The organism is Dyella kyungheensis, from assembly GCF_049913195.1.
Classification (GTDB): domain Bacteria; phylum Pseudomonadota; class Gammaproteobacteria; order Xanthomonadales; family Rhodanobacteraceae; genus Dyella; species Dyella kyungheensis.
Genome location: NZ_CP183983.1, coordinates 1,950,868 through 1,963,364, shown reverse-complemented (window position 1 = coordinate 1,963,364; position 12,497 = coordinate 1,950,868). Strand labels below are relative to the sequence as shown.

The 12,497-nt window shown below is 66.9% G+C and carries 14 protein-coding genes; 1 reads left to right on the top strand and 13 read right to left on the bottom strand.

Annotated elements, in window-relative coordinates; all coding sequences use genetic code 11:
- Positions 1-4: 4 nt before the first annotated feature.
- From cysW to ACN9MB_RS08660, 13 genes are all read right to left on the bottom strand, one after another.
- Entirely contained in the window at positions 5-868 is an 864-nt protein-coding gene (cysW, locus tag ACN9MB_RS08720; RefSeq protein WP_426271514.1) for a sulfate ABC transporter permease subunit CysW, read from the bottom strand.
- A complete protein-coding gene (gene cysT / locus ACN9MB_RS08715) occupies positions 865-1,689 on the bottom strand; it encodes a sulfate ABC transporter permease subunit CysT (RefSeq protein ID WP_204635600.1) in 825 nt (274 codons plus the stop codon). The genes cysW and cysT overlap by 4 nt, the downstream gene beginning before the upstream one ends.
- A gap of 4 nt (positions 1,690-1,693) precedes the next feature.
- Positions 1,694-2,695 carry a sulfate ABC transporter substrate-binding protein gene (locus ACN9MB_RS08710; protein ID WP_426271513.1) on the bottom strand — a complete coding sequence of 334 codons (1,002 nt, stop codon included), beginning with the start codon at positions 2,693-2,695 and terminating at the stop codon, positions 1,694-1,696.
- A gap of 126 nt (positions 2,696-2,821) precedes the next feature.
- A complete protein-coding gene (locus tag ACN9MB_RS08705) occupies positions 2,822-4,216 on the bottom strand; it encodes an FAD/NAD(P)-binding protein (RefSeq protein WP_426271512.1) in 1,395 nt (464 codons plus the stop codon).
- A 209-nt stretch (positions 4,217-4,425) separates the two neighbouring features.
- Entirely contained in the window at positions 4,426-5,055 is a 630-nt protein-coding gene (hisIE, locus tag ACN9MB_RS08700) for a bifunctional phosphoribosyl-AMP cyclohydrolase/phosphoribosyl-ATP diphosphatase HisIE (RefSeq protein ID WP_426271511.1), read from the bottom strand.
- 26 nt (positions 5,056-5,081) lie between these two features.
- On the bottom strand, positions 5,082-5,852 hold the full coding sequence (gene hisF, locus ACN9MB_RS08695) for an imidazole glycerol phosphate synthase subunit HisF (RefSeq protein WP_204635596.1): 771 nt from the start codon (positions 5,850-5,852) through the stop codon (positions 5,082-5,084).
- A complete protein-coding gene (hisA, locus tag ACN9MB_RS08690) occupies positions 5,846-6,574 on the bottom strand; it encodes a 1-(5-phosphoribosyl)-5-[(5-phosphoribosylamino)methylideneamino]imidazole-4-carboxamide isomerase (RefSeq protein WP_426271510.1) in 729 nt (242 codons plus the stop codon). Before hisA ends, hisF begins: the two co-directional genes overlap by 7 nt.
- Complete coding sequence (gene hisH / locus ACN9MB_RS08685) at positions 6,571-7,161, bottom strand: imidazole glycerol phosphate synthase subunit HisH (protein WP_204635594.1); 591 nt, start codon at positions 7,159-7,161, stop codon at positions 6,571-6,573. Before hisH ends, hisA begins: the two co-directional genes overlap by 4 nt.
- A complete protein-coding gene (gene hisB / locus ACN9MB_RS08680) occupies positions 7,161-8,225 on the bottom strand; it encodes a bifunctional histidinol-phosphatase/imidazoleglycerol-phosphate dehydratase HisB (protein ID WP_204635593.1) in 1,065 nt (354 codons plus the stop codon). The genes hisH and hisB overlap by 1 nt, the downstream gene beginning before the upstream one ends.
- Positions 8,222-9,316 carry a histidinol-phosphate transaminase gene (gene hisC / locus ACN9MB_RS08675; protein WP_426271509.1) on the bottom strand — a complete coding sequence of 365 codons (1,095 nt, stop codon included), beginning with the start codon at positions 9,314-9,316 and terminating at the stop codon, positions 8,222-8,224. The genes hisB and hisC overlap by 4 nt, the downstream gene beginning before the upstream one ends.
- Positions 9,313-10,620 carry a histidinol dehydrogenase gene (gene hisD / locus ACN9MB_RS08670; protein WP_204635591.1) on the bottom strand — a complete coding sequence of 436 codons (1,308 nt, stop codon included), beginning with the start codon at positions 10,618-10,620 and terminating at the stop codon, positions 9,313-9,315. The genes hisC and hisD overlap by 4 nt, the downstream gene beginning before the upstream one ends.
- Before the next feature lie 27 nt (positions 10,621-10,647).
- Positions 10,648-11,541 carry an ATP phosphoribosyltransferase gene (gene hisG / locus ACN9MB_RS08665; protein WP_204635590.1) on the bottom strand — a complete coding sequence of 298 codons (894 nt, stop codon included), beginning with the start codon at positions 11,539-11,541 and terminating at the stop codon, positions 10,648-10,650.
- Complete coding sequence (locus ACN9MB_RS08660) at positions 11,538-11,876, bottom strand: YerC/YecD family TrpR-related protein (protein ID WP_204635589.1); 339 nt, start codon at positions 11,874-11,876, stop codon at positions 11,538-11,540. Before ACN9MB_RS08660 ends, hisG begins: the two co-directional genes overlap by 4 nt.
- Positions 11,877-12,049: 173 nt before the next feature.
- Between ACN9MB_RS08660 and ACN9MB_RS08655 the strand changes: the two genes are divergently transcribed.
- Entirely contained in the window at positions 12,050-12,484 is a 435-nt protein-coding gene (locus ACN9MB_RS08655; protein ID WP_426271508.1) for a hypothetical protein, read from the top strand.
- The last annotated feature ends 13 nt before the right edge of the window (positions 12,485-12,497 follow it).

Below are 12,497 nucleotides of genomic sequence, written 5' to 3'. Positions count from 1 at the left end.
ACCCTCAATGGCCACCGGGCGCATGCGCGGCGATCTCGTCGCCGTAGCGCCATTCCAGCAGGGATTTCACCGCCAATGTCACCAGCGCCAACAGCGCCAGCAGCGACGCGACCGCGAAGGCGCCCACGTATTCGTATTCGTTGTAACGCATTTCCACTTCCAGCGGCATGGTGGTGGTCAATCCACGGATATGGCCGGACACCACCGAGACCGCGCCAAACTCGCCCATCGCGCGCGCATTGCACAACAGCACGCCATACAGCAGCGCCCAGCGGATATTGGGCAGGGTGACGCGGAAAAACATCTGCCAGCCACTGGCACCAAGCACGCGCGCGGCTTCTTCTTCCTCGCTGCCCTGCGCCTGCATCAGCGGAATCAGTTCGCGGGCGACGAACGGCAGCGTGACGAAGATGGTGGCCAGCACCAGCGCGGGCACCGCGAAGATGATCTTGATGCCATGGCTGTCCAGCCAGGGACCAAACCAGCCCTGTGCGCCGAACAGCAACACATAGACCAGGCCCGAAACCACCGGCGAGACCGAGAACGGCAGGTCGATGAGGGCGCCGAGCAGCGCCTTGCCGCGAAACTGGAACCGCGTCATCGCCCACGCGGCCGCGATGCCGAACAGCACATTCAACGGCACCGCCAGCACCGCGACCAGCAGCGTGAGCTTGATCGCGGACAGCGCTTCGGGCTGCCTGATGGAATCGAGATAAGGCGCCACGCCCTGGCGAAACGCTTCGACGAATACCGTGGCCAGCGGCATGACCAGGAACAGCAACAGGAAAACCAGCGCCAGTGCGATCAGCACGGCATGCAGCACGCGGCGCGGCCAGGCCACAGGGCGGGAACGCAGCGGCACGGTCATGTCGCACGCTCCTGCCAGCGATGGCTCCAGCGTTGCAGGAACGCCACCAGCACCAGCAACACGAACGATATCGACAACATCGCCACGCCCAACGCTGCCGCACCGGCGTAGTCGAATTGTTCCAGCTTCTGCACGATCAGCAGAGGCGCAATTTCCGAGTGCATGGGAATGTTGCCGGCAATGAAGATCACCGAGCCGTACTCGCCCACCGCACGCGCCAGCGCCAGCGCGAAACCGGTCAGGAGGGTCGGCGCCAGCATCGGCAGGATCACCCGGAAGAACGTCTGCCAGCGCTGTGCGCCCAGGCTTTCGGCGGCCTCTTCCACATCCAGTTCCAGCGAGGAAAGCACCGGCTGCAGGGTGCGCACCACGAAGGGGAAACCCACGAACACCATCGCCACGAACACGCCCAGCGGCGTATAGGCGACCTTGATGCCCAGGGGTTCCAGCCACTGCCCCAGCCAGCCGTTGGGTGCGTACAACGTGGTAAGCGCAATGCCGGCCACCGCCGTGGGCAAGGCGAACGGAAGATCCACCAGCGCATCGAACAGACGACGCCCCGGAAAGCGATAGCGCACCAACACCCAGCCCACCAGCAGGCCGATCACCACGTTGATCAGCGCCGCCACCACCGCGCCGCCCACGCTCAGGCGCAGCGCGGCCAGGGTACGCGGTGCCGACAGCAGCCGGATCAAGCCTTCGAAACCGATTCCCGTGGCCTTCCAGGCCAGCGCTGCCAGCGGCAGCAACACGATCAAGCCCAGATACGCCAGCGCGACACCGAGGCTGATGCCAAATCCCGGCAGTACGCGCTTGCTCATCGCGTCAGCTGCCCACGCCTAGCTGGTCGAACACGGCGCCGTCGTTGAAGAATTTCGCCTGGGCCTTGCGCCAGTCGCCGAACAATTCAGCGAGCGTGAACGTATGCACGACCGGGAACTGGCTGGCATAACGCGCCGCCACATCCGATGCGCGCGGACGGTAGAAATTCTTCGCGGCGATGTCCTGCCCCTGCGGCGAGTAGAGGAAATCCACATACGCCTGCGCCACGGCACGGGTGCCGTGCTTGTCGACATTGCTGTCCACCACCGCCACCGGCGGCTCGGCCACGATGGTGACGGACGGCACCACGATCTCGAACGCGTTGTTGCCCAGTTGGCGCTGCGCCAACAAGGCTTCGTTCTCCCAGGCGATCAGCACGTCGCCGATGCCGCGCTGCACGAAGGTGTTGGTGGCGCCGCGCGCGCCGGTATCGAGCACGGGCACGTGCTTGAACAGCTCGCTCACGTACGCCTTGGCGGTGGCGTCACTGCCGCCGGGCTGCTTCAGCGCATAGCCCCAGGCCGCCAGAAAATTCCAGCGCGCGCCGCCCGAGGACTTGGGATTGGGTGTCACCACCTGCACGCCCGGACGCACCAGATCGGCCCAGTCCTTGATGCCCTTGGGATTGCCCTTGCGCACCAGGAACACGATGGTCGAGGTGTACGGCGTGGCGTTGTTCGGCAACTTCGTCTGCCAATCCTTGGCCAGCAGGCCGTGATCGGCGATCGCGTCGATATCGTAGGCCAGTGCCAGGGTCACCACGTCGGCGGACAGTCCGTCCACCACCGAACGCGCCTGCTTGCCCGAACCGCCATGCGACATCTGGATGGTGACGTTGTCGCTGTGCTGGGCCTTCCATTGCGCCGCGAACGCCGTGTTGATCTGCCGGTACAGCTCGCGCGTGGGGTCGTAGGAGACGTTGAGCAGCGAGACATCCTTGGCGGCGACGGCGGCCGTCAGCACGACGCCGGCGGCGGCGAGCAGTACGAGGATGAACTTCTTCATGAGGCCTCCTGCGGAACGTTGAGACGGCAGACTAGCGGTGACCCGCGGACAGGCGAAATCGCAATATGGCATATCTTCATGGCGCGGCCTTGCGCAATATCAGCGCAGCGCATGCCAATTTGCGCTCTAGGGCAACTCGCTTGCGCTTTCGCGGGCCACGGATTGCTGTGACAAATGATTGGCCAGACGATGGGCCGCGGCGCGTATTTCCGGCATCGCGGTGCACTCCCACAGGTTGCCGCGCAACAGCGAACCGATCGCATAGAGCCCCTGCTGCGGCCGACCGTCGGCCTGCGTGAGCTGTCCATCGGCCTGCGCCAGCACGCCCAGTTGCAGCGGGTCGGCGGTGGCCAGGCCATCGCGCAGCAACTGGGATAGCAGGTCGTGTGCGCCGTAGGCCACGGCCGTATCCAGTCCCGTCGCCTGGATCACCAGATCGGCTTCCAGTGCGCTGACCAGCTGGGTGGCGCGCTCGCGCAGCGTCACCTGCAGCGGTGCCGAGCCGTCGACATCGAGCACGCGCGCGGCGAGTATCTGCAGGCGCCCTTCCTCGTGCAGCTGGTAGATCGCCTCGCCGGTGGCCGGTGCCATGCGATGGCGCGCCGCCTCCCACACCCATCGCGCATGCCGCAGGAACTGCCGGCGACGCGCATGGCTGAGTTGTTGCCAGAGCGTCGCATTGATCGGTCGCATGCCGTCGATGACGCTGCGCCAATCGGTGTCGCCGGCGTCATCCAAGGCGCGGCGGACCAGGCGGAACATTGCCGCCGGGCCATTGCTGGCCAGCAATGCCTGGTTGAGGGCGTCCTGTCGCGCATACGGCGCCAACGGCAAGGCCGAATGATGGAACGGCAGCAGTCCGTGGCGCGATACCGCCACCAGTTCCGCATGCGGCCATTTCACCGCTGCCGACAGCAGCGTGTCCACGGCGGTGAGGCCGGTGCCGATCACCATCACGCGGCGCGGCGCCTGCGGATGCCGATCCAGCCGCCACGGATCGAGTTCGTACGCGCCGCTCGCCAGCGCGGTGGTGGATACCGTGCGCAGCGGCCGTTGCGCCAGCGCGCCCACCGCCAATACCACGTGCCCGACTTCCAGCCAGCGGTCCGCGCCCACGCGAATCGCATGGCCGCCCTCGCCGCGCGAAACGATTTCGCGCGCGCTTTCCGGATGAATGCGGAAGCTGCGCCCGGCGCGGCGTGCCGCGTCGATGCGCGCGCCCACCTGGGCCTGGATGAAATCGCCGAACAGGCGGCGCGGCAGGAAATCTGTGCCCTTCACCTGGCCCAGTTGGCGCGACGCGTGCTGCAGGAAATCCTCGGCATGTTCCTGGAACACGCCCATGGCGGCCGCTCGCACGTTCAACAAGTGCTGGTTGTCGCTGGTGGCATAGGCCACCCCGCGCCCCGGCGCATGCTGGCCCACGATCCAATGCACCGTGCCGCCGTCGAACCGCGCCAGCAGTTCACCGAACGCCGCCGCACCCGCTGCGCCACCACCGATCACTGCCACATCAGCCATAACGCGATCCTCGAACGGGACACGGAACCCTTGCGATCTGCCGATGACAGGTCACTACGCGTTGCGTCCCTTGGAAAGAAACCCCGGGTGAAAATCGCCTTCACATCCCAAGGCGTGCAGTCGGCCTGCGCTGGAAACAAGAAATCACAGGCGCCGTTAAGGGCGCGCTAGCCGTCCGTGCCGTTGTGGCGCGGCTCATTCCCGAAGGGTTATGACGAGCGGCTCGCGCCATGGCGTTTCGCAAGAACCGCCGCAACGTCGGCGAGCCCCAGACCGCGAGCCCGCAATGCCACCGTGAGGTGGTAGACCAGATCGGCGGCTTCGCCCAGCAACGCTTCGTCGTCTTGCGCCACGGCCGCCAGCGCCGTCTCGACACCTTCTTCGCCCACCTTCTGCGCCATGCGCCGGATGCCGCCTTCGAACAGCTGGGTGGTATAGCTGCCGGCCGGGCGCTGTTCGTGTCGCTGTGCAATCAGCGCGTCCAGTTCCGCAAGGAAACCGAGCGGCGGTTGCACCGCATCGCCGAAGCAGCTGCGCGTGCCGGTGTGGCAGGTCGGCCCGTGCGGTTCGGCCTGCACCAGCAAGGTGTCCGCGTCGCAATCCATGCGCGCGGACTTCAGCACCAGCACATGTCCGGACGTCTCGCCCTTCATCCACAAGCGCTGCTTGCTGCGGCTGAAGAAGGTCACGTGGCCGCTGCTTTGGGTGGCGGCCAGCGCCTCGGCATTCATGTAGCCCAGCATCAATACCTCGCCGGTGAGCCAGTGCTGCACGATCACCGGCAGCAGGCCATCGCCCTTGGGCCAGTCGAGTCGTGCGGGATCGAGCGTGGACTTCATGGTGGCTACCGATCGGTTATGAGTAGTCAGATTCGCACCGCCACACCCCACGCACGCAACGATTGCTTGAGCGCGGGAATGGCGATGGCGCCGGAGTGGAAGACGCTGGCCGCGAGCGCGCCATCGACATCGGCCTGCACGAACGCATCGCGGAAATGCTCCGCTGTACCGGCACCGCCGGAAGCAATCAGCGGCACTTGGCAAAGGCTGCGCGCTGCCCCCAGTTGTTCCAGATCGTAGCCCTGCCGCACGCCGTCGCTGCCCATGCAATTGAGCACGATCTCGCCGGCACCGCGCTGTTGCGCTTCCACGATCCAGTCCAGCGTGCGCCGGGGCAGCGCCTGCGTGCGCGAAGGATCGCCGGTGTATTGGCGCACGCGCCATTCGCCATCGGCATCGCGCAAGCTGTCCACGCCCACCACCACGCACTGCACGCCGAAGGCCGCGGCCAGTTCGTCGATCAGCGGGGGACGTTCGAGCGCGGGTGAATTCACCGAGATCTTGTCCGCGCCGGCGTGCAGCACGGCGCGTGCGTCGTCCACGCTGCGGATGCCGCCCGCGACGCAAAAAGGAATGTCGATCACGCTCGCCACGCGCTCCACCCATCCACGGTCCACGCTGCGCCCTTCCGGACTGGCCGTGATGTCGTAGAACACCAGTTCGTCCGCACCTTCGTCGCGATAGCGAAGCGCGAGATCGACGATCTCGCCCATCACCACGTGATCGCGGAAACGCACGCCCTTCACCACCTTGCCGTCGCGCACGTCCAGACAGGGAATCAGTCGACGGCTCAGCATGCGAGCGCTTCCTTCAGCGTGAAACGGCCTTCGAGCAAGGCGCGACCAAGGATCACGCCTTGCGCACCCGCCTCGCGTGCCGCGCGGATGTCGTCGAGCGAACGCACGCCGCCCGACGCCTGCACGGCCATCGACGGCACCAGCGTGACGAGATAGCGGTAGAGGTCGAGATTGAAGCCCGCCAACATGCCGTCGCGATCGATGTCGGTGCACAGCAGATGCTTGGCGCCCCGCTCCGCATACCAGGGCGCCAGCGCGTCCAAGGTGTTGGATTCCATCTCCGTCCAGCCGGCACTCGGCAGCGTCCACGTTCCATCGCGATACAAGGTGTCCAGGGCCAGGGTGAAGCGCTGCGCGCCGCGCGAGGCCAGCCAGCCTTCCACCATCGCCGGCTCGCGTATCGCCAGGCTGCCCAGTACCACGCGCGACACGCCGGCATCGAGCAGGCGCTGCACATCCGCCTCGGAACGCACGCCACCGCCAGCCTGGATGTGCATGCCATCGCGGGCGATTGCCTCGATCACCGCGAGATTCTCCAGGCTGCCGCCGCGGGCGCCGTCGAGATCGACCAGGTGCAGCCACTGGGCGCCAGCCTGTGCGTAGTCGCGGGCGAGCGAACGGGGGTCGAAATCGTAGGTGGTCTGTTGCGCGTAGTCGCCCTGCTTGAGGCGGACGACGCGGCCAGCGCGCAAGTCGATGGCGGGAATGACGGTGAAGCTCATAGTTCGAGGAAATTCTTCAGCAGGCGAGCGCCGACCTTGGCCGAGCGTTCGGGGTGAAACTGCATGCCATGAAAGTTGCCGCGCGCGATGACGGCGGCGAACGGGCCGCCAAACTCCGTGGTGGCCAGCGCGTGATCGCCCGCGGGCACCGCGTAGCTGTGCACGAAGTAGGCCCAGTCGCCGTCCGCCAGACCCTCCAGCAAACGGTGCTCGCGCTGGCGTTGCAGCCGGTTCCAGCCCATATGCGGCACGCGCAGACCCGGCTGCTCGGCAAAGCGATGCACCGTGGCGGGAATCACGCCGAGACACGCCGTATCGCCCTCTTCCGAGCGCTCGCACAACAGCTGCATGCCCAGGCATACGCCAAGCACCGGCTGGGTCAGCGAACGCATCAGGTCAACCAGGCCAAGTTCGTGCAGGCGCGCCATGCCCGGACCGGCCGCGCCCACGCCGGGCAGGATCACCTTGTCCGCCGTACGGATCGCCTCGGCGTCCGAAGTGAGCGACGCATCGACGCCGAGGCGCTGCAAGGCGTAGCGCACCGAACCGATATTGGTACCACCGGCGTCCACCAGCACCACGCTCATCAGAGCGCTCCCTTGGTGCTCGGCAGCTCGCTGCCCTCGCGTCGGATCGCCTGGCGCAGCGTGCGCGCCACCACCTTGAAGCACGCTTCCACCATGTGGTGCGCGTTCTCGCCCTGCACGCTCAGGTGCAGGTTGGCGCCCAGCGTTTCGCACAGCGAGCGGAAGAAATGCGGAACCAGTTCGGTGGGCACATCGCCCACCCGTTCGCGGGGAAACTGGCCTTCGAAGACGAAGTACGGGCGACCGGAAAGATCCAGCGCCGCGCTCGCCTGCGCTTCGTCCATCGGCAGCACGAAGCCGTAACGGCCGATGCCGCGCTTGTCGCCCAGCGCCTGGCGCAAGGCCTGACCCAAAGCCAGCGCGCAATCCTCGATGGTGTGGTGCTCGTCGATCTGCGTATCGCCGTCGCAACGCAAAGCCAGTGCAAAACCGCCGTGCTTGCCGATCTGCTCCAGCATGTGATCGAAGAAACCCAGGCCGGTGTGCACCTGCGGCTCGGCCGTCTTATCGAGGTTCACGCTCACCGTGATGCGTGTTTCGCGCGTGTTGCGTTCCACTGTGGCCATGCGCGGCGCATCGAGCAACTGATGGGCAATTTCGGCCCAGCCCAGCCCCTGCGGGCCCACCTGGAAGCCGCGCACGCCCATGTTGGCGGCGAACTGCAGGTCCGTCTCGCGGTCGCCCACCATGGCCGATGCCGCGCGACTCCAGCCGTCGTCCGCCAGGTAGTGGCGCATCAAGCCGATGCCCGGCTTGCGGGTGTCCTTGCGCTCATGCAGGAAGCTGCGGTCGATCAACACCTCGCTGACCGGGATGCCTTGCGAAGAGAGAATGCGCAGCAGCAGGTCGTGCGGGCCGGCGAAATCCGTCTCCGGAAAACTGTCGGTGCCCAGGCCATCCTGGTTGGTCACCATCACCAGTTCGTAGCCTGCGGCCACGCAACGCTGCAACGCTGCGATGACGCCCGGCAGCAGCGCGAACTTCTCGTAGCTGTCGATCTGGAAGTCTTCCGGCTCCTCGATCAGGCAGCCGTCGCGGTCGATGAAGAGGATCTTGCGGCTCATGGGCGTTGTCCCGCGGCCAACGCTCGCTCGTCCTGGAGCCGGTTCTGCAATACGTCGAGCACGCGGTCGTTCTCCTCGGGCAGGCCTACGGTGATGCGCAGCGCGTCGCCGAGCTGCGGATAGCGCTGGATATCGCGGACCACGATGCCGGCGGCCAACAAGCGCTGATAGACGGCGCTCGCATCGTCGAAACGCACGGCAAGGAAGTTGGCCTGCGACGGCAGCACTTCGCGCACACCAGGTACTTCCGCGACGGCACGAGCCATCCGCGCACGTTGCTCTCGCACAACGGCGATATGTGCGCGAGCCGCGTCTTGTCCGCTTTCCGTCAATGCTTCCAGCGCCAAGGCCACGCAAGGACGCGGCAGCGGATACGGCGCCATCACTCGGCGCAGCAAGGCGATGACCTGCTCGTTCGCCAGCAGGGTTCCGATGCGCGCACCGGCCAGGGCCCAGGCCTTGGACAACGTGCGAAGCACGGCGAGATGGTCGAACTGGTCGATCAGCGGCGCCGCGCTGGGCGCATCGGAAAACTCGATATAGGCCTCGTCGACAACCAGCAGCGCCCGGCCCACCAGCGCCTGCGCGAGACGCGTCACGTCTTGCAACCGCACCAGCTGCCCGGTGGGATTGTTCGGCGTGCACACGAACACCAGTTTCACTGCTGGCGTGAGGGCTGCGAGCACGGCGTCCACATCCAGGCTGAAATCCGCTGCCAGCGGTACCGTGATGACGCCCGCGCCCTGGATATGCGCACTCACCGCATACATGCCGAACGTGGGCGGCTGGATCGCGATGGCATCCTGGCCGGCGCGGCAGAACGTGCGCACCAGCAGGTCGATCGCCTCGTCGCTGCCGCGCCCCACCAACACCTGCGAAGCGCGCACGCCATACAGGCGCGCCAGGGCATCGATGAGCGGCGCGGGCTGCGGATCGGGGTAGCGGTTGCAGGCCAGCGCATGATCGCCCGGGGGTGCCCAGGCCGATTCGTTGGCGTTGAGCAGGACCTGGCCACCGCTCGCCTCCATCCGCGCCGACGAGTATGGCTGCAGCGCGCGAATCTCGGGGCGTGCAAGATCGAGCACGCTCATGCTGCATCCTCCAAAGCCGCCAGACGCAGCGTCACGGCCCGGCGGTGCGCTTCCAACTGCTCGGCCGCCGCGAGTGTGGCCGTGCAAGGACCAATCGCGCGCAGTCCTTCCGGCGACAGCTCCTGCACGGTGATCTGCTTCTGGAAACTGGCCACGGAGACGCCGCTGTAGCTGCGCGCATAACCGTACGTCGGCAACACATGGTTGCTGCCGCTGCAGTAGTCGCCCACGGATTCGGGCGTCCATGCGCCCAGGAACACGGAACCGGCACTCTGGATCGCATCGAGCAGCGCACGCGGCTCGTCGACCTGCAGGATCAGGTGTTCCGGCGCATAGCGGTTGCTGACCTCCACTGCCTGCGCCAGCGACGAGACGGCGATGAGGCGGCTCTGCGACAACGCCTGTTCCGCGATTCCAGCGCGCGGCAACGCGGCGCACTGTGCGTTCACTTCGGCCTCGACGGCGTCGAGCATGGAAGACGAGGGGCTGAGCAGGATCACCTGCGAATCCGGGCCGTGCTCCGCCTGCGACAGCAGATCGGCCGCCACGAAGGCGGCGTTCGCGTTGGCATCGGCGATCACCAGCACCTCGGACGGACCCGCCGGCATGTCGATCGCGGCACCTTCCGGATCGGACGACACCTGCAGCTTCGCCTCGGTCACCCACGCGTTGCCGGGGCCGAACAACTTGTCGCACTTGGGTACCGAATCGGTGCCATAGGCCATGGCGGCAATCGCCTGCGCGCCACCAAGCTTGAATACACGATGCACGCCGGTGACGCGCGCGGCATACAGCACGGCATCGTCGCAACGGCCATCGGCGCGGGCCGGCGAACACAGCACCACTTCCGCGCAACCGGCAATGCGCGCGGGCACGCCGAGCATCAGGGCGGTGGACGGCAACGGTGCGCTACCGGCGGGCACATACAGGCCCACGCGATGGACAGGGCGCAGCATGCGCTGCACCCGCACGCCCGGGGCGGTATCCAGCGACACCGGCTGCGGCGCCGCGGCGCGATGGAACGCGTCGATGCGCGAGGCGGCCTCTTCGATGGCGGCCTTCAGTTCCGGCGCCAGACGCTGCTCGGCCTCTCGCCACTCCTTCTCGGTGACTTCGATCGCGTGCAGCACGCAGCGGTCCAGCGTCGCGGTGAGTTCGCGCAGGGCCACGTCGCCATCGGCGCGCACGCGGGCAACGATCTGCTCGACGCCGCTGCGCAGGCTCTCGGCGCGCGACTGCGCGGGACGCGACAGCGCGGCGCGCTGCCCCTGCTTATCCAATGCATTCCAGTCTAGGCGGTTCATACGGTGGGCTCGTTCATGCAGCCTGCATCACGCAAGCATCTTCTCGACCGGCAACACGAACATCTCGCGCGCCCCGGCCTTCTTGATCTCTTCCAGCTGGCGCCAGCTGACTTCGCCGGCACACAGCGCCTGCAGCATCAACTGGTCGGGCTGCCCGGCCACCGGCAGCAGCGTGGGTTGCGGACCGCCCGGCAGCAGTCGGATGACCGCGTCCAGCGCGCCGCGCGAGGTCTGCAGCAACAGCAGTCGCGACTCGCGCACCTGGATGACGCCGTCCAGGCGCTTGAGCAGCAGCTCGATCATGTCGCCGCGCTCGTCCGAAGGCAGCGCCTGCGGACCGGCCAGCACCGCTTCGCTTTCCAGCAACACATCCGCTTCGCGCAACTGGTTGGCGACCAGCGTGCCGCCGCTCTGCACCAGATCGCAGATGGCATCGGCCGTGCCCAGTCGCGGCGCGATCTCGACCGAACCGGCCAGCGTGACCACGCTGGCATCGACGCCGCGTTCGCGCAGCCATTCGCCGAGCAGGCCCGGATACGAGGTGGCGATGCGCTGGCCCTGCAGCTGCGAGGCGTCGCGATAATCGAGTTCCTGCGGCACCGCCACCGACAGCCGGCAACGCCCAAAACCCAGCGGCCGCCACTCGGCCAGCGCGGGGCCAGCCAGGCCGCCGGTAAGGCGATATTCGTTGAGTACGTTGCGACCCACGATGCCCAGGTCGCATACGCCCTGCGCGATCAGGCCGGGGATGTCGTCGTCGCGCACCAGCAGCAGGTCGACCGGCTCGCCTTCGCCGAAACAGAACAGCTTGTCGCGGCTCTGCCGGAACGTGAGGCCACAACGGTTGAGCAACTCCAGCGCGGGCTCGGTAAGCCGGCCGGATTTTTGCATCGCGATACGCAGTCGGTCGCGCGGTTTCATGATGCCTTTGCCTTCTTGCTTGCCGCCCGACGACGCGCCGCGCGGGCTGCCGCAGCGAGATAGCCGCCGCTGCCCTGGTTGAGATAGCGCGCCACGCGCCCGATGGTGGTGATGCTCACGGCGGTGCGTTCGTGGATCTCGCGGTAGGACACCCCGTCGAGCAAGTACGGCACCACGCGCCAGCGGTCCACCATCACTTCCAGTTCCGCGGGCGTGCACAGGTCGTGCAGGAACGCCGACATCTCCTCGGCGTTCTTCAAGGACAGCAACGCCTCGCACAGGCTCAGCTCGGCGGACTCGGCGGGCGTCTCGGGATCGATCGATCGGCGCTTCATAATGTACTAATGCGTTAATACAGTGGATCGCATCATACGTGGCGGAGGCGCCGGCGGCAACCGGGCTGCTAGCCCACGATTCATCGCCCACCCCCTGCCCAATGGGGGATTCGTCGCGCAGCAATTTCTTGCGACCATGGCCGCGTGCCGCCAGCGAAAGCCCAGGAATCCCGATGGACGAATCCGAAGCCACGTTCGACAACGCAGACCGCCTGCCCGCGATTTCGCTGGTCACGCGCAAGCTGCAGCGGCTGATCGACCAGGGCTTCCTGGAAGGGGCGCCAGGCACACTCGCCGCCGAGCTGGTGAACCATGCGTGTGCGATTCGGCCCGCGCTGTTCGATGGTCGCGAAGGGCGCAAACCCCATCCTCTCGCCGTGGCGGCCATCGCGCTGGCCGAGGCGGTGCGGCTGGAATCGCTGCGCGGCGATGCCCCGCTCCAGGGCATCTACACGCTGGCCCTGTCCGCGCTGCTGGACGACATCGCCCTCGAACGCGAGACGCTCCCGCTGCACGAGATCGACGAACGGCTGATCGATGCCGCGCAAGCGGTCCGGCTGGGCCGCCTGCACGGCGACCGACTCGATCCGCTGCGCCAGCCCACCTGACCGTCGGCACTCG

Excerpts from the sequence above, each read along its gene's own strand:
- cysW (WP_426271514.1), bottom strand. The coding sequence starts at position 868 with ATGACCGTGCCGCTGCGTTCCCGCCCTGTGGCCTGGCCGCGCCGCGTG.
- cysT (WP_204635600.1), bottom strand. The coding sequence starts at position 1,689 with ATGAGCAAGCGCGTACTGCCGGGATTTGGCATCAGCCTCGGTGTCGCG.
- ACN9MB_RS08710 (WP_426271513.1), bottom strand. The coding sequence starts at position 2,695 with ATGAAGAAGTTCATCCTCGTACTGCTCGCCGCCGCCGGCGTCGTGCTG.
- ACN9MB_RS08705 (WP_426271512.1), bottom strand. The coding sequence starts at position 4,216 with ATGGCTGATGTGGCAGTGATCGGTGGTGGCGCAGCGGGTGCGGCGGCG.
- hisIE (WP_426271511.1), bottom strand. The coding sequence starts at position 5,055 with ATGAAGTCCACGCTCGATCCCGCACGACTCGACTGGCCCAAGGGCGAT.
- hisF (WP_204635596.1), bottom strand. The coding sequence starts at position 5,852 with ATGCTGAGCCGTCGACTGATTCCCTGTCTGGACGTGCGCGACGGCAAG.
- hisA (WP_426271510.1), bottom strand. The coding sequence starts at position 6,574 with ATGAGCTTCACCGTCATTCCCGCCATCGACTTGCGCGCTGGCCGCGTC.
- hisH (WP_204635594.1), bottom strand. The coding sequence starts at position 7,161 with ATGAGCGTGGTGCTGGTGGACGCCGGTGGTACCAATATCGGTTCGGTG.
- hisB (WP_204635593.1), bottom strand. The coding sequence starts at position 8,225 with ATGAGCCGCAAGATCCTCTTCATCGACCGCGACGGCTGCCTGATCGAG.
- hisC (WP_426271509.1), bottom strand. The coding sequence starts at position 9,316 with ATGAGCGTGCTCGATCTTGCACGCCCCGAGATTCGCGCGCTGCAGCCA.
- hisD (WP_204635591.1), bottom strand. The coding sequence starts at position 10,620 with ATGAACCGCCTAGACTGGAATGCATTGGATAAGCAGGGGCAGCGCGCC.
- hisG (WP_204635590.1), bottom strand. The coding sequence starts at position 11,541 with ATGAAACCGCGCGACCGACTGCGTATCGCGATGCAAAAATCCGGCCGG.
- ACN9MB_RS08660 (WP_204635589.1), bottom strand. The coding sequence starts at position 11,876 with ATGAAGCGCCGATCGATCGATCCCGAGACGCCCGCCGAGTCCGCCGAG.
- ACN9MB_RS08655 (WP_426271508.1), top strand. The coding sequence starts at position 12,050 with ATGGACGAATCCGAAGCCACGTTCGACAACGCAGACCGCCTGCCCGCG.